At 70.6% G+C, this 13,725-nt stretch carries 15 protein-coding genes; 11 read left to right on the top strand and 4 right to left on the bottom strand.

Annotation, left to right across the window (positions count from 1 at the left end; translation table 11 throughout):
- Positions 1-163: 163 nt before the first annotated feature.
- From ACFQV6_RS09310 to ACFQV6_RS09265, 10 genes are all read left to right on the top strand, one after another.
- The gene (locus ACFQV6_RS09310; RefSeq protein WP_378026948.1) at positions 164-679 is read left to right on the top strand and encodes a Rieske (2Fe-2S) protein; all 516 of its coding nucleotides are present in this window, start codon (positions 164-166) and stop codon (positions 677-679) included.
- A gap of 102 nt (positions 680-781) precedes the next feature.
- Positions 782-2,932 carry an excinuclease ABC subunit UvrC gene (gene uvrC / locus ACFQV6_RS09305; RefSeq protein ID WP_378026947.1) on the top strand — a complete coding sequence of 717 codons (2,151 nt, stop codon included), beginning with the start codon at positions 782-784 and terminating at the stop codon, positions 2,930-2,932.
- Positions 2,933-3,063: 131 nt separating this feature from the next.
- A complete protein-coding gene (rapZ, locus tag ACFQV6_RS09300; protein ID WP_378026982.1) occupies positions 3,064-3,966 on the top strand; it encodes an RNase adapter RapZ in 903 nt (300 codons plus the stop codon).
- Positions 3,963-5,162, top strand: a complete 1,200-nt coding sequence (locus ACFQV6_RS09295) for a 2-phospho-L-lactate transferase CofD family protein (protein ID WP_378026946.1) — start codon at positions 3,963-3,965, stop codon at positions 5,160-5,162. The genes rapZ and ACFQV6_RS09295 overlap by 4 nt, the downstream gene beginning before the upstream one ends.
- 55 nt (positions 5,163-5,217) lie before the next feature.
- The gene (gene whiA / locus ACFQV6_RS09290; RefSeq protein WP_378026945.1) at positions 5,218-6,198 is read left to right on the top strand and encodes a DNA-binding protein WhiA; all 981 of its coding nucleotides are present in this window, start codon (positions 5,218-5,220) and stop codon (positions 6,196-6,198) included.
- 397 nt (positions 6,199-6,595) lie between these two features.
- Positions 6,596-7,594, top strand: a complete 999-nt coding sequence (gap, locus tag ACFQV6_RS09285; RefSeq protein WP_378026944.1) for a type I glyceraldehyde-3-phosphate dehydrogenase — start codon at positions 6,596-6,598, stop codon at positions 7,592-7,594.
- 6 nt (positions 7,595-7,600) lie between these two features.
- Positions 7,601-8,809, top strand: a complete 1,209-nt coding sequence (locus tag ACFQV6_RS09280; protein ID WP_378026943.1) for a phosphoglycerate kinase — start codon at positions 7,601-7,603, stop codon at positions 8,807-8,809.
- Positions 8,809-9,600, top strand: a complete 792-nt coding sequence (gene tpiA / locus ACFQV6_RS09275) for a triose-phosphate isomerase (RefSeq protein WP_378026942.1) — start codon at positions 8,809-8,811, stop codon at positions 9,598-9,600. The genes ACFQV6_RS09280 and tpiA overlap by 1 nt, the downstream gene beginning before the upstream one ends.
- A gap of 89 nt (positions 9,601-9,689) precedes the next feature.
- On the top strand, positions 9,690-9,941 hold the full coding sequence (gene secG / locus ACFQV6_RS09270) for a preprotein translocase subunit SecG (RefSeq protein WP_378026941.1): 252 nt from the start codon (positions 9,690-9,692) through the stop codon (positions 9,939-9,941).
- Between the two features lie 148 nt (positions 9,942-10,089).
- Positions 10,090-10,437, top strand: coding sequence for an RNA polymerase-binding protein RbpA (locus tag ACFQV6_RS09265; protein ID WP_378026940.1), 348 nt, complete (start codon positions 10,090-10,092; stop codon positions 10,435-10,437).
- 163 nt (positions 10,438-10,600) lie between these two features.
- Here the strand turns inward: ACFQV6_RS09265 and ACFQV6_RS09260 are convergent, their stop codons facing one another.
- A complete protein-coding gene (locus ACFQV6_RS09260; protein ID WP_378026939.1) occupies positions 10,601-11,203 on the bottom strand; it encodes a GNAT family N-acetyltransferase in 603 nt (200 codons plus the stop codon).
- Positions 11,204-11,268: 65 nt separating this feature from the next.
- The gene (locus tag ACFQV6_RS09255; protein ID WP_378026938.1) at positions 11,269-11,781 is read right to left on the bottom strand and encodes a hypothetical protein; all 513 of its coding nucleotides are present in this window, start codon (positions 11,779-11,781) and stop codon (positions 11,269-11,271) included.
- A 35-nt stretch (positions 11,782-11,816) separates the two neighbouring features.
- Between ACFQV6_RS09255 and ACFQV6_RS09250 the strand changes: the two genes are divergently transcribed.
- A complete protein-coding gene (locus ACFQV6_RS09250) occupies positions 11,817-12,395 on the top strand; it encodes an RNA polymerase sigma factor (RefSeq protein ID WP_378026937.1) in 579 nt (192 codons plus the stop codon).
- A 115-nt stretch (positions 12,396-12,510) separates the two neighbouring features.
- On the opposite strand, the gene ACFQV6_RS09245 is transcribed toward ACFQV6_RS09250, so the two are convergent.
- The gene (locus ACFQV6_RS09245) at positions 12,511-12,804 is read right to left on the bottom strand and encodes a hypothetical protein (protein WP_378026936.1); all 294 of its coding nucleotides are present in this window, start codon (positions 12,802-12,804) and stop codon (positions 12,511-12,513) included.
- A gap of 161 nt (positions 12,805-12,965) precedes the next feature.
- On the bottom strand, positions 12,966-13,700 hold the full coding sequence (gene pgl / locus ACFQV6_RS09240; RefSeq protein WP_378026935.1) for a 6-phosphogluconolactonase: 735 nt from the start codon (positions 13,698-13,700) through the stop codon (positions 12,966-12,968).
- Positions 13,701-13,725 lie beyond the last annotated feature (25 nt).

Genomic DNA, 13,725 nt, shown 5'->3' with positions numbered 1-13,725 from the left:
GACCGATGCCGCGGGGGCGAAGGCGTACCAATCGGGAGAAGCTGTCCACCGTCATGGCGGAGAATCTCGATCGGGGCGTGAACTGATCGTGGTGGCCGGCTCGTATGTAGGGGCGACTCCGCGTGACTTTCGAGCGGAAACCAGGCACTTGGAGGGGCGACATATGACTGACGTGCAGACGAGGACCGACGCCGACATGCGGCCGGACGGAGCGGGTTCCACCTCGACACGGCGCGTCGTCCTGCTGAGTGCGGGCGCGCTCGGCGCGGGCGCGGTCCTGACCGCCTGCGGCACCGACGCGGGCACCGGCACCAATCCGAACGGCACGGATTTCGACAGCAACCCGGTCCCGGCGGGCAGCACCGGTGCGCAGGCCGACTCCGCCGGTGGCAACGCCGGCAAGGTGCTCGTGGCCGCCTCCGAGGTGGCCGTCGGCAGCGGCGTGATCAAGGGCGACCTCGTGATCACCCAGCCCGAGGAGGGCACCTTCAAGGCGTTCAGCAAGGTCTGCACGCACCAGGGCTGCGACGTCACCGAGATCAAGGACAGCTCGATCCTGTGCAAGTGCCACAACAGCGCCTTCTCCATCAAGGACGGTGCTCCGACGGCCGGTCCGGCCGCCAAGCCGCTGGCCGAGACGAAGGTCTCACTGGACGGCGACAACGTGGTCGCGGCCTGATCAGGTCGACCCGATTCTTCAGGCCGGAGATCCGGGCCGTGGCGGCGGCACCGGACCTCCGGTCGGGCAATTCTGTCAGTCCCAGGCACTAGTGTTGGTGTTGTGCCAGACCCGTCCACCTATCGTCCTGCCCCCGGTACGATTCCGGACGCCCCAGGTGTCTACCGGTTCCGTGATCCGTCCGGCCGGGTGATCTACGTCGGCAAGGCGAAGAGCCTGCGTAACCGCCTCAACTCCTACTTCGCCGACATCTGGTCGCTGCACGCGCGGACCCAGCAGATGGTCACCACAGCGGGCAGTGTGGACTGGGTCACGGTCGGCACGGAGGTCGAGGCCCTTCAGCTCGAGTTCTCCTGGATCAAGGAGTTCGACCCCCGCTTCAACGTGAAGTACCGCGACGACAAGTCGTATCCCTTTCTTGCCGTCACGCTCAACGAGGACTATCCGCGCCTCCAGGTGATGCGCGGTGCCAAGCGCAAGGGTGTCCGCTATTTCGGGCCCTATTCACACGCCTGGGCCATCCGCGAAACCCTCGACCTGCTGCTGCGCGTCTTCCCCGCCCGCACCTGCTCGGCCGGCGTCTTCAAACGACACGGCCAGATCGGGCGCCCCTGCCTTCTGGGTTACATCGGCAAGTGCTCGGCGCCCTGCGTCGGCCAGGTCAGCGAGGACCAGCACCGGGCGATCGTCGACGACTTCTGCGACTTCATGGCCGGGCGGACCGACGCGTTCGTCAAGCGGCTCGAGCGGGACATGCTCCAGGCCTCCGAGGAGCTCGAGTTCGAGCGGGCGGCCCGGTTGCGCGACGACATCGCCGCCCTGCGCCGCGCCATGGAGAAGCAGACCGTCGTGCTCGGCGACGGGACTGATGCCGACGTCGTCGCTTTCGCCGAGGACCCGCTGGAAGCGGCCGTCCAGGTCTTCCACGTCCGGGACGGCCGGGTCCGGGGCCAGCGCGGCTGGGTGGTGGAGAAGGTCGAGGACTTGACCACCGGCGACCTGGTGCACCACTTCTGCAGCCAGATGTATGGCGAGGTCGAGGGCGAGGCCGACGTGCCCCGGGAGTTGCTGGTGCCGGCCCTGCCGGACGACGCCGACGCGCTCGCCGACTGGCTCACCCAGCACCGTGGCAGCCGGGTCAGCCTGCGGGTGCCCCAGCGCGGCGACAAGCGGTCGCTGATGGAGACCGTGTCCCGCAACGCCGCCGAGTCGCTGCAACGGCACAAGCTGCGCCGGGCCGGTGACCTCACCACCCGCAACAAGGCTCTCGAGGAGATCGCCGAGGCGCTCGGGATGGACACGGTGCCGCTGCGCATCGAGTGCTTCGACGTGTCCCAGATCCAGGGCACCGACGTGGTCGCCTCGATGGTCGTCTTCGAGGACGGCCTCGCCCGCAAAAGTGAGTACAGGCGCTTTGCCGTCCGCGGCAACGCGGACGGCAGCGGCACCGACGACCTCTCCGCGATGAGCGAGGTGCTGCGGCGGCGCTTCGCCCGGTTCAAGGCGCAGCCCGGGGCCGACGCACCGCGGGATCAGCCGGAGTCCGATGCGGCTGACGAGGCGGCTGACGCTCTCCTGCACGGGTTCTCACCGGAGCCCTCGGCCGCTGTCGATCCGGCCGCTGTCGATCCGGCCGTTGTCGATTCGGCCGTTGTCGATTCGGCCGTTGTCGATTCGGCCGTTGTCGATTCGGCCGTTGTCGATTCGGCTGTCATCGGCGCGGCGGTCGTCGAGCCCGGGACCAACGATCTGCCCGGCGTCGATCCGCTCACCGGGAAGCCGCGCCGCTTCGCGTACCCGCCTCAGCTTGTGGTGGTGGACGGTGGCCAGCCGCAGGTCAACGCGGTCGCGGCGGTCCTGTCCGACCTGGGCATCACCGATGTCGCGCTCTGCGGCCTGGCCAAGCGGCTGGAGGAGGTGTGGCTGCCCGGGGACGACTTCCCGGTCATCCTGCCGCGCACCTCGGAAGCGCTCTACCTGCTCCAGCGCGTTCGCGACGAGGCGCACCGGTTCGCCATCACGTTCCACCGGCAGCGCCGCTCCAAGCGGATGACGGAGTCCGCGCTGGACTCGGTCGCCGGGCTGGGCGAGGTGCGGCGCAAGGCACTGCTGCGGCACTTCGGTTCGCTCAAGCGGCTGGCCGCGGCCACCCCTGACGAGATCGCCGAGGTGCCCGGCATCGGCCGCCGGACCGCGGAGACGGTGCTGGCCGCGCTGAACCCGCCCGACGGGAAGACCAGCACCGGAGACTGAGTTGAAGCCGCCACCCATGACGGGTGGCGGACAGGCTGTCCGGCAGTCCCGGGGCCGGTCGACGGCCTAGGATGTTGTGTCGCCCGTGCGAGGCGGGCGAACCTTCGCAGGAGGCGTGCGTGACGGAAGCGATGCCGGACCTCGGGCCCGACGAGGTCGTGGAGCCCGACGAGGCCGGTACCGATCTGGTGGTGGTGACCGGGCTCTCCGGTGGCGGGCGCAGCACGGTGGCCCGGGCGCTGGAGAACGTCGGTTTCTACGTGGTCGACAACCTGCCGCAGGCCCTGATGCTGGAGATGGCCGAGCTGGCGTTCGCGGCCGGCGGCGCCGCCCGGCGTACCGCGATGGTGCTGGATGTGCGAAGCCGGGCCTTCTCCACCGACCTGGCCGGTGCGGTGCGCGCGCTGAAGGAGCGGGGCTTCTCACCGCGGGTGGTCTTCGTGGACGCCGACGACGAGGTGCTGATCCGGCGCTTCGAGTCGGTGCGGCGCTCCCACCCGCTGCAGGGCGACGGGCGGCTCGCCGACGGCATCGCCGCCGAGCGCAAGCTGCTGGAGGAGGCCCGCGAGCAGGCCGATGTGATCATCGACACCAGCCATCTCAACGTGAACCAGCTGCGGCGGCGCGTCGAGGAGCTGTTCGGCGGTGAGGACTCGCGCCGGCTGCGGATCACCGTGCTGTCCTTCGGCTTCAAGTACGGCCTGCCCCCGGACGCCGACTACGTGCTGGACGCCCGGTTCCTGCCCAACCCGTTCTGGGTGCCGGAGCTGCGCGAGCACACCGGCCTCGAGGAGGGTGTGAGCAGCTACGTGCTCGGCCAGGAGGGCGCCACCGACTTCATCGCCACCTATGCGGGGCTGATCGCGGCGACCGCGCCCGGCTTCGAGCGGGAGGGCAAGCGGTACCTCACCGTCGCCATCGGCTGCACCGGCGGCAAGCACCGCAGCGTCGCCATAACCGAGGAGCTGACCTCGCGGTTGTCCGGAATGCGCCTGTCCGCGCACTCCTCGCACCGCGACCTGGGGCGCGAATGACGGCCTCCCCGGCGAAGCGGCCGGACGAAGGACGAGCGGGCGGCGGCCCGATCCGGGTTGTGGCGTTCGGGGGCGGTCACGGGCTGAGCGCGTCGTTGCGGGCGTTGCGGCACAGCGCGCGAGAGCTGGACCTGGAGATCACCGCGATAGTGACCGTCGGCGACGACGGGGGCTCCAGCGGGCGGCTGCGGGCCGAACGCGACGCCCTGCTGCCGCCGGGTGACCTGCGGCAGGCGCTGGCCGCGCTGGCCGCGGACCATCCGACCACCCGGCTCACGGCCAGCCTGATGCAGCACCGGTTCGCCGCGATGCCGGACGACCCGTCGACGGGCCACGGCGAGGCTTCGGTGGCGCAGCCGATCCGGCCGGCCGTGCCGGTTCAGCCCGGTGGCGCCGCGAGCCCCGCTGTCGCAGCCGCGAGCAGTCCGCGTCAGGGCGGCGGTGGCGGTGACGGCCTGCACCTGGACCGGGTACTCGTTCGTGGGCCGCGGGTCGAGCGGCGGGCGGACCGTACCAGGGACACGCTGGCCGGGCACGCTGTCGGCAACCTGCTGCTGCTCGGGCTGATCGAGATGCTCGGTGACCCGGTGCTCGCCCTGGACCACGCCGCCGAGATGGTCGGTGCGCAGGGGCGGGTGCTGCCGATGGCGCTGCACGCGGTCGGGATCGAGGCGGACGTGATGGCCGCCGACGGCGCCGCGTTCACCGTGCGCGGGCAGCACTCGGTCGCGGTGGCCGACGGCCGGGTGACCGCGCTGCGCCTGGTGCCGGCGGACCCGCCGGCCTGCCCGGAGGCGATCGAAGCGGTTCGTACCGCGGACTGGCTGATTTTCGGGCCGGGCAGCTGGTACACGAGCGTGCTGCCGCACCTGCTGGTTCCGGAGCTGGCCGCGGCGATCGTGGCGAGCCCGGCCCGCCGGCTGGTCACGCTGAACCTCAGCGGGGAGAAGGAGACCACCGGTCTGTCCGCCGCCGGTCACCTGGCCGCCCTGCGGTGGTACCTGCCGGAGTTACGGGTCGACACGGTCCTGGCCGACGCTACCTGGGCGGGGGAACCCGAACCCGTTCGAGTGGCCGCTCGGGAGCTCGGTGCCGAACTCGTATTGGCACCCGTGGCCGTTGCGGACGGCAGCCCACGGCATGATCCTCAATCATTGGGTGTCGCACTGGTGCCAGTATTGGGCGCCGCTCGTTAACTGTTCGGCGTAGTGCGGCACACACTGTTCAAGATCCGGCGCATGAGGTGACGTAATGGCGATGACGGCAGCGGTCAAGGACGAGCTGAGCCGGGTCGACGTACCCAAGCCCTGCTGCCGCCGTGCCGAGATGGCGGCGCTGCTGCGTTTCGCCGGCGGCTTGCACATCGTCTCCGGCCGGGTGGTGGTCGAGGCTGAGTTGGACACCGGCGCGGTGGCACGGCGGCTTCGCCGTGAGATCGCCGACGTGTACGGGTACCCCAGCGAGGTGCACGTCCTCGCCTCCGGTGGCCTGCGCAAGGGCAGCCACTACATCGTGCGGATCGTCAAGGACGGCGAGGTGCTGGCCCGCCAGACCGGCCTGCTGGACGTTCGCGGCCGTCCGGTGCGTGGCCTGCCGCAGCACGTCGTCAACGGCAACGTCTGCTGCTCGGTGGCCGCCTGGCGTGGGGCGTTCATGGCGCACGGGTCGCTCACCGAGCCGGGCCGCTCCAGCGCCCTGGAGATCACCTGCCCGGGGCCGGAGGCGGCCCTGGCGCTGCGTGGCGCCGCACGCCGGATGGGGATCACCGCCAAGGAGCGCGAGGTCCGGGGCGTGGACCGGGTCGTGATCAAGGACGGCGACGCGATCGCCGCGCTGCTCACCCGGATCGGGGCGCACTCCAGCGTGCTGGCCTGGGAGGAGCGCCGGGTCCGCCGTGAGGTCCGGGCCACCGCCAACCGCCTGGCCAACTTCGACGACGCCAACCTGCGCCGCTCCGCCCGCGCCGCGGTGGCCGCCGCCGCCCGGGTCACCCGGGCGCTGGAGATCCTGGCCGACGACGCGCCGAACCACCTGACCTCGGCCGGCCGGCTCCGGCTGGAGCACCGGCAGGCCTCGCTCGAGGAGCTGGGCGCCCTCGCCGATCCGCCGCTGACCAAGGACGCGATCGCCGGCCGGATCCGGCGGCTGCTGGCGCTCGCCGACAAGCGGGCTCGCGATCTCGGCATTCCGGATACCGAAGCGGCGGTCACCCCGGAGATGATGGCCTGCTGATCACCGAGCGTGATCACTGTCACATGACCCCCCGCGATCGCCGCCGGTCATGCGCCGAGCCGGCCCACACGGCCGGGTCCTTCGGCACTTCCGGCGCCGGGCTTGATCGACAAGGCTGAACCTGACGGCGGCGGAGTGCCGGTGATCGGTTTTGGATAACGTTCAGGTCGCGGCCCCGCTGCTCCGCGGGCGGGTGGTCTCGGATAGGGTCACCAGTGACGGCGACGGTGCCGGCAGTTCGGCCGAACCCCCGCTGTGACGCCACCAGCCTCTGCTGCGGCGCTCTCGTTCCTTCGGCGCGGCGGCCGGACGCCCTTGTGCAGGCCTTCCACGTGGCCGGCATGCAGACCCCTCCGCCGGTCGCAGAATCCGGCGGACCGAAACGAGGAGACCACCTGTGACCATCCGGGTTGGCATCAACGGCTTCGGCCGTATCGGTCGTAACTTCTTCCGGGCGGTTCTCACCTCCGGTGCCGATATCGAGATCGTCGGTGTGAACGACCTCACCGACAACGCCACGCTGGCTCACCTTCTGAAGTACGACAGCATCCTGGGCCGTCTCGGCCACGAGGTGAAGGCGACCGCCGACGAGATCACTGTCGGTGGCAAGACCTTCAAGGCGTTCGCCGAGCGCGACCCGAACAACCTGCCGTGGGGTGACCTGGGCGCCGACGTCGTGATCGAGTCGACCGGCTTCTTCACCGACGCGAGCAAGGCCAAGGCGCACATCGACAAGGGCGCCAAGAAGGTCATCATCTCGGCTCCGGCCAAGAACGAGGACATCACCATCGTGATGGGCGTCAACGACGGCCTCTACGACGGTGCGAAGCACACGATCATCTCGAACGCTTCCTGCACCACCAACTGCCTCGCCCCGATGGCGAAGGTCCTGAACGACACGATCGGGATCGAAAAGGGTCTGATGACCACGATCCACGCGTACACCCAGGACCAGAACCTGCAGGACGGCCCGCACAAGGACCTGCGTCGCGCCCGCGCCGCCGCCCTGAACATCGTGCCGACCTCGACCGGTGCCGCGAAGGCCGTCAGCCTGGTGCTGCCGGAGCTCAAGGGCAAGCTGGACGGCTTCGCGCTGCGGGTGCCGATCCCGACCGGCTCGGCCACCGACCTCACCTTCACCGCCGCGCGTGACACCTCGGTCGAAGAGGTCAACGCCGCGATCAAGGCCGCCGCCGAGGGCCCGCTCAAGGGCATCCTCGTCTACACCGAGGACGACATCGTCTCGTCCGACATCGTCACCGACCCGGCCTCCTGCATCTTCGACGCCGGCCTGACCAAGGTCATCGGCAACCAGGTCAAGGTCGTCGGCTGGTACGACAACGAGTGGGGTTACTCCAACCGCCTCGTGGACCTGGTCAAGCTGGTCGGGGCCTGATCTGCCTTGAAAACTCTCGACGACCTGCTCGGCGAGGGTGTCTCGGGTCGGCGCGTGTTCGTGCGCGCCGACCTGAACGTCCCGTTCGACAAGAACATCCCGCAGGGGAATGCACCAGTGATCAGCGACGACGGCCGCGCCCGCGCGGTGCTGCCGACGCTGATCGCCCTGCGTGACGCGGGCGCCCGCGTGATCGTGGCGTCCCACCTGGGCCGCCCGAAGGGCGCGCCCGACCCCAAGTACACGCTCGCGCCGGTCGCCGCCCGGCTGGGTGAGCTGCTCGGGTCGTCGGTGGTCTTCGCCGGCGACACCGTCGGCCCGTCCGCCGCCGCGGCGGTCGAGGATCTCCAGGACGGCCAGGTGCTGCTCCTGGAGAACCTCCGGTTCAACGCGGGGGAGACCTCGAAGGACGACGCCGAGCGCGGCGCCTTCGCGGACCAGCTCGCCGCCTTCGCCGACTACTACGTGGACGACGCGTTCGGTGCGGTGCACCGCAAGCACGCCTCGGTGCACGACGTGCCGGCCCGCCTCCCGCACTACGCCGGTGGCCTCGTCCTGAAAGAGGTCGAGGTCCTCAAGAAGGTGTCGGAGAGCCCGGAGCAGCCCTATGTGGTCGTCCTCGGCGGCTCCAAGGTCTCCGACAAGCTCGCCGTCATCCAGGCGCTGCTGCCGAAGGTGGACAAGCTTCTCGTCGGTGGTGGCATGTGCTTCACCTTCCTCAAGGCACAGGGCCACGAGGTCGGTAAGTCGCTGCTCGAGGCCGAGATGATCGACACGTGCCGCTCGTTGCTGGAGCAGGCGGACGGCCGGATCGTTCTCCCGGTCGACGTCGTCGCGGCTACCGAGTTCTCCGCGGACGCCGACCACTCCGTGGTGGACATCGCCGAGATCCCCGCCGACCGGCTCGGGCTCGACATCGGCCCGAAGTCGGTGGCGATCTTCGCCGAGGCGATCGGTTCCGCGAAGACCGTGTTCTGGAACGGCCCGATGGGCGTCTTCGAACTGGCGCCGTTCGCGGCGGGCACCCGCGGCGTCGCGGAGGCGATCACCAAGATCGACGGCTTCTCGGTCGTCGGCGGCGGTGACTCCGCGGCCGCGGTGCGCACGCTCGGCCTGGACGAGTCCGCGTTCGGCCATATCTCCACCGGTGGGGGCGCGTCCCTGGAGTACCTCGAAGGCAAGACGCTGCCGGGCGTCGCCGCACTGGAGAAGTGATGGGTGACGTGACCCGTAAGCCGATCATCGCCGGCAACTGGAAGATGAACCTCAACCACTACGAGGCGAATCTCCTGATGCAGAAGCTGGCCGCGAGCCTGACCGAGCCGCAGCTTGAGGCCGTCGAGACGGTCGTCCTGCCGCCCTTCACCGATCTGCGCACCGTGCAGTCGGTCATTGAGGGCGACAAGCTGAAGTTCGGGTACGGCGCGCAGGACATCTCGCAGCACACCGGTGGCGCCTACACCGGTGAGATCTCCGGCGCCTTCCTGGCGAAGCTGGGCGCCACCTATGTGGTCGTCGGGCACTCCGAGCGCCGTGAGTACCACAACGAGAACGACACCCTGGTCAACGCGAAGAACAAGGCTGCCTTCGCGGCCGGCCTCGTGCCGATCTTCTGCGTGGGCGAGGGCCTGGACGTTCGCGAGTCCGGCAACCAGGTCCCGCACGTGCTGGCCCAGGTGGACGCCGGCCTCGAGGGGCTGAAGACCGAGCAGCTCCAGCAGATCGTGATCGCGTACGAGCCGGTCTGGGCGATCGGCACCGGCAAGACCGCGACACCGGACGACGCCCAGGAGGTCTGCGGAGCGATCCGTGGCCGGCTGGCCGAGAAGTTCGGTGCCGAGGTGGCCGACGTGGTCCGCATCCAGTACGGCGGTTCGGTCAAGGCAGCCAACATCGCCCAGATCATGGCCAAGCCGGATGTGGACGGTGCCCTGGTCGGCGGCGCGAGCCTGGACGCCGAGGAGTTCGCCTCCATCGTGCGCTTCCCGGAGCACGTGGCTCGCTGAAATCACTCCGTGTGCCCGGTCGCCTGCGGCGGCCGGGCACCGGCTATTGTGGGACGGCTGCCTGTCCCCTGAGAGGAATGAACCCGACCATGCCGATCGAGTTCGCTTACACGTTGATCGTGTTGCTGATCACCACCAGCATCCTGCTGACGCTGCTGATCCTGCTGCACCGGGGCAAGGGCGGCGGCATGTCCAGCATGTTCGGCGGCGGCGTGACCTCCAGCCTGGCTGGTTCCTCGGTGGCGGAGAAGAACCTGGATCGCTACACCGTGCTGGTGGGCATCATCTGGTTCGCCTGCATCGTCGGGCTCGGCTTCTGGCTCAAGACCACCATCGCCTGATCACCACCTTCAGTCGTACAATCTGCCGCGCGGCCGGTTTCTCCGGTCGCGCGGTTTTTTGTCCTTGCCGTCCGATTCGACGGTGTCTGAAGCCCCCGAGACATTCGATTCGACGGCGCTTGAAGCCCTCGAGACAGGAGTGACGTCCGTGTCCAGTGGCAGCGCTATCCGCGGCAGCCGTGTCGGGTCCAGCCCGATGCGCCCCGACGAGCGCAGCGAACCCGCCCCCCGCCGACAGATCAGCTACTTCTGCGCAGCCGGTCACGACAGCCAGATCTGGTTCGCGGCCGAGGTCGTGATACCGGAGACCTGGGACTGCCCCCGATGCGGGCAGCCGGCCGGGCTCGACCCTTCCAACCCGCCGGGGAAGGCGCGCACCGAGCCGTACAAGTCGCATCTCGCCTATGTGAAGGAGCGCCGCTCCGAGGCGGACGCCGAGGCCATTCTGGCCGAGGCGCTCGCCAAGCTCCGCCGGCGGCGCGGTCGGAGCGAGTAACGCGTTCGCGCGTTCGTTCGCGTTCGCCTTTGCGCGTTCCGCTCGCGTTCGGGTGCGCCTTCGCGCCTGCGCCGCGCGTTCGGGTGCGCCTTCGCGCCGTGGCGTGCGTTGCGGCCGCGGTCGCGTTCGCCTGCGGTGCGGGCGCGGTCGTGGCTGGTGACGGTCAGATCGGGCTGGTGTCTCGGCCCAGGTAGAGTGCGCCGGCTTCCGGGACCTCGATGTCCCGGAAGCCGAGGCGGCGGTAGAACGCGTAGGCGCCCTGGTTCTGCGGCGCCATCCCGAGGTGGACCCGGGACACTCCCGCCGCACGCAGGCCGTCGATGAAGGCCGCCATCAGGCCTCGTCCGAGCTTCTTGCCCTGCCACTCCGGCAATAGGTCGATGTGCAGGTGCGCTGGATGGTCGGCCAACTCGGGAATGAGCATCCGCTCCGGATCGTGGTGCAGCTCCAGCATGTGCTCGTCGCGCGGATCATCAGCCGGGTAACGCCCCTCGGTCGCGGGCAGCCACTCCGCGCGGTACCACTTCACGAACGCCGCGGTGTCCGCGGTGCCGAGCACATAGCCGACCGCGTTGCCGTCACCGTCGTCGAGAACGTGCGCGTGCTGCGGCTCCGCTGTCACGTAGGGCACCGCCCAGATGTCACCGAGCAGCCGGTCCGAACTGTGCTGACCGCGGGCGTCCCCTCCCGCGGCGCCGGTGCGCACGCAGATGTCGTAGATGGCGTCGAGGTCGCTGGGCCGGTAAGGGCGGATGATCGGCGGCACGTCGCCAGTCTAAGGTTGTGGCGCGCGTCACTCCGGAGCCGCCAACCTTTCGAGCGGCCACGCGTCTACTCCTGCGAAAGCACGCTTCCCCAGCAACGCAGGAGAGTCTTGATGCGTATCTCGACCCGTGGTCTGGCCGTCGTCGGCGGTGTGGCGGTTGTGTTCGCCGTCGGCGGAGTGTCGGCTGTCGCCTTCGCCGATGACGCCGGGCCGGCCCCGGCGCCGGTCCCGCCCGCCGCGACGGCGGTGACGTCCGCGGCTCCTACCCCTGCGGAAGCCACACCGGCTCCTACCGCCTCGGGACCCGCGTCGACTCCCTCCGCGTCGGAGCCGGCGGCGACTCCTCCCGCGTCGGGCCCCGCGACTCCCTCCGCGTCGGAGCCCGCGGCGGCTCCGCGGCCCACAGCGTCGGCTTCGAGGAAGAAGCCCAGGCCTGGCACGGTCACCGCCGAGCCGAGCCCCGCCACCACGCGGCCGACCCGTGAAACCACCCCGCGGCCGGTGCCGTCGGCGGCGAAGCCGGCCGTCTCGCCGGCGGCGCGGGGCTGACCGGCGCCGGTACCCTTTCCCTCCCGCACGCCCCCTCCCGTACACCCCTCGCGAGGCCCTGCCTGTGATCCGTGTCCTGCCGTTCCCGCCGCTGCTCGCCTGGCTTCGCCGTGTCCTGACCGACACGCCGGATCCCATGCGGGCCGCGGGACCGCCGGGCCCGCCCGCGATCAACGAGCTCTACCACAGCAGGCGGCTCAGCCTGGTCCGGCTGGCGGTGCTGATGGTCGACGATCTGCCTACGGCGGAGGACATCGTGCAGGACGTGTTCGCGGCGCTGTACCGCAGGCATGGCGCTGACCTGCGTACCGTCGCGGATCCGCACGCCTACCTGGTGGCCGGGGTGACGAACGCGGCGCGGTCGGCGTTGCGGCGCCGGCGTACGGCCCGGGCTTATGTGCCACCGGTTGCCGGCACGGCGCCGGCCGCGGAGGACGAGGCGATGCTCGGAGAGGGTGACCGGGAGGTGCTGCGGGCGATGCGGGGCCTCACACCACGGCAGCGTCAGGTGCTGGTGCTGCGCTATTGGTCGGAACTCACCGAGCAGGAGATCGCCGAGACGATGCGGGTCTCCCGCGGCACGGTCAAGTCGACGGCGCACCGGGCGCTGACCATCCTGCGTGACCATCTGGGGGAGCGGTGACCAGCACTGACCTGGAACACCGGCTGCGCGGCGCTCTCGCAGCCCGCGCCGTCCAGATCACGCCGGAGCGGCTCGGGTTCGGGGTGCCGCCGACGGTTTCCGTGTCCCGGCCGCGCTATCGGCGGTGGTGGTGGCGGGCGGCTGCGGTGCCGGTGGCTGCGGCGGGCGTGGTGGGCGTCGTGGTGGCGGTGGGGTTCGCGGTTCTGTCCGGGCCGGGGGAGCCGGAGCCGGTGTTGCCGGGGGTGCCGCCGGTCACGACGGCGCCCTCGCAGGCGCCCAGCCCGGCGCCGTCGGGTCCGGACCAGCCGAGCCCTTCTCCGTCCGAGGCGGCAACCTCGAACCCGGCTTCCCCGCTGCCGGTCTCCTCCGCGCCGGGTGTTACGCCGACGGGCGGCGCGCCGGGGGTCACACCGACGGGCAGGCGGCCGGGGGTTTCGCCGCCGGGCCGGACGGCGGCGGCTACGCCGTCGGGCAGTGCGCCTGCGGCGACGCGCGCGGGTTAGGCGGGCACCCCGCGTGCCGGACTCGGACCCGCCGACCGGATCCCGGCCGGCGGGTAGAAGGCCGCACTCAGCGAGTAGGAACCCGAGCCGCAGCCGCCTGATCAAGCAGCCACAGAGTCCTCCGCACCCCGACCGCACTGGCAGCAGGCAACGAGCCACCATCAAGGACTGTCCCAATGGGATCAGCCTTGTCCGGCCCGGCGGCGATCAGCCACACCTCGTCGGCACTCTGGATGGTCGAGAGCGTGAGCGTCACCCGGACAGGCGGCGGCTTCGGGCTGTTGTAAACCGCCGCCGTCGTCCCGCCCTCCTGCAGCACCGGATGCCCCGGGAACAGGGACGCCACATGCCCGTCCTCACCCACGCCGAGCATCAGCACATCGAACCGCGGCAGGGGATCACCGGCGGCCGCCAGCTCCGAGGCGTAGCGGGCGGCGGCAGCGACAGCGTCCTCGCCGTCCGGGCCGTCGGAGGACGGCATGGCGTGGACCCGGTCCGGGGCGAGGGGGAGTTTGTCCAGCAGGGCCTCGCGGGCCTGGGTCTCGTTGCGGTCCGGGTCGCCGGTGGGCAGGAAGCGCTCGTCGCCCCACCACAGATCCACGCGGGACCAGTCGATCGCGGCGGAGGCGGGCAGGTCGCCGACGGCGCGCAGCACCTTCGCCGCGACCCGGCCGCCGGTCAGCACCACGCTCGCCGTGCCGTGCGCCGCCTGTGCGTCGATGATCTTGATGGCCAGTCGTGCGGCCACCGTGGACGCCAGGATGTCGGCGTCCGGGACGACCACGACCACTGTCTCACTCACAGCGTTCACTCCTTATGAACGGTCC

This window comes from Actinoplanes sp. GCM10030250 (assembly GCF_042666575.1).
Taxonomy (GTDB): Bacteria; Actinomycetota; Actinomycetes; order Mycobacteriales; family Micromonosporaceae; genus Actinoplanes.
Note: the sequence above shows the minus strand (reverse complement) of the source record. Positions and strands in the feature narration are given on the sequence as shown.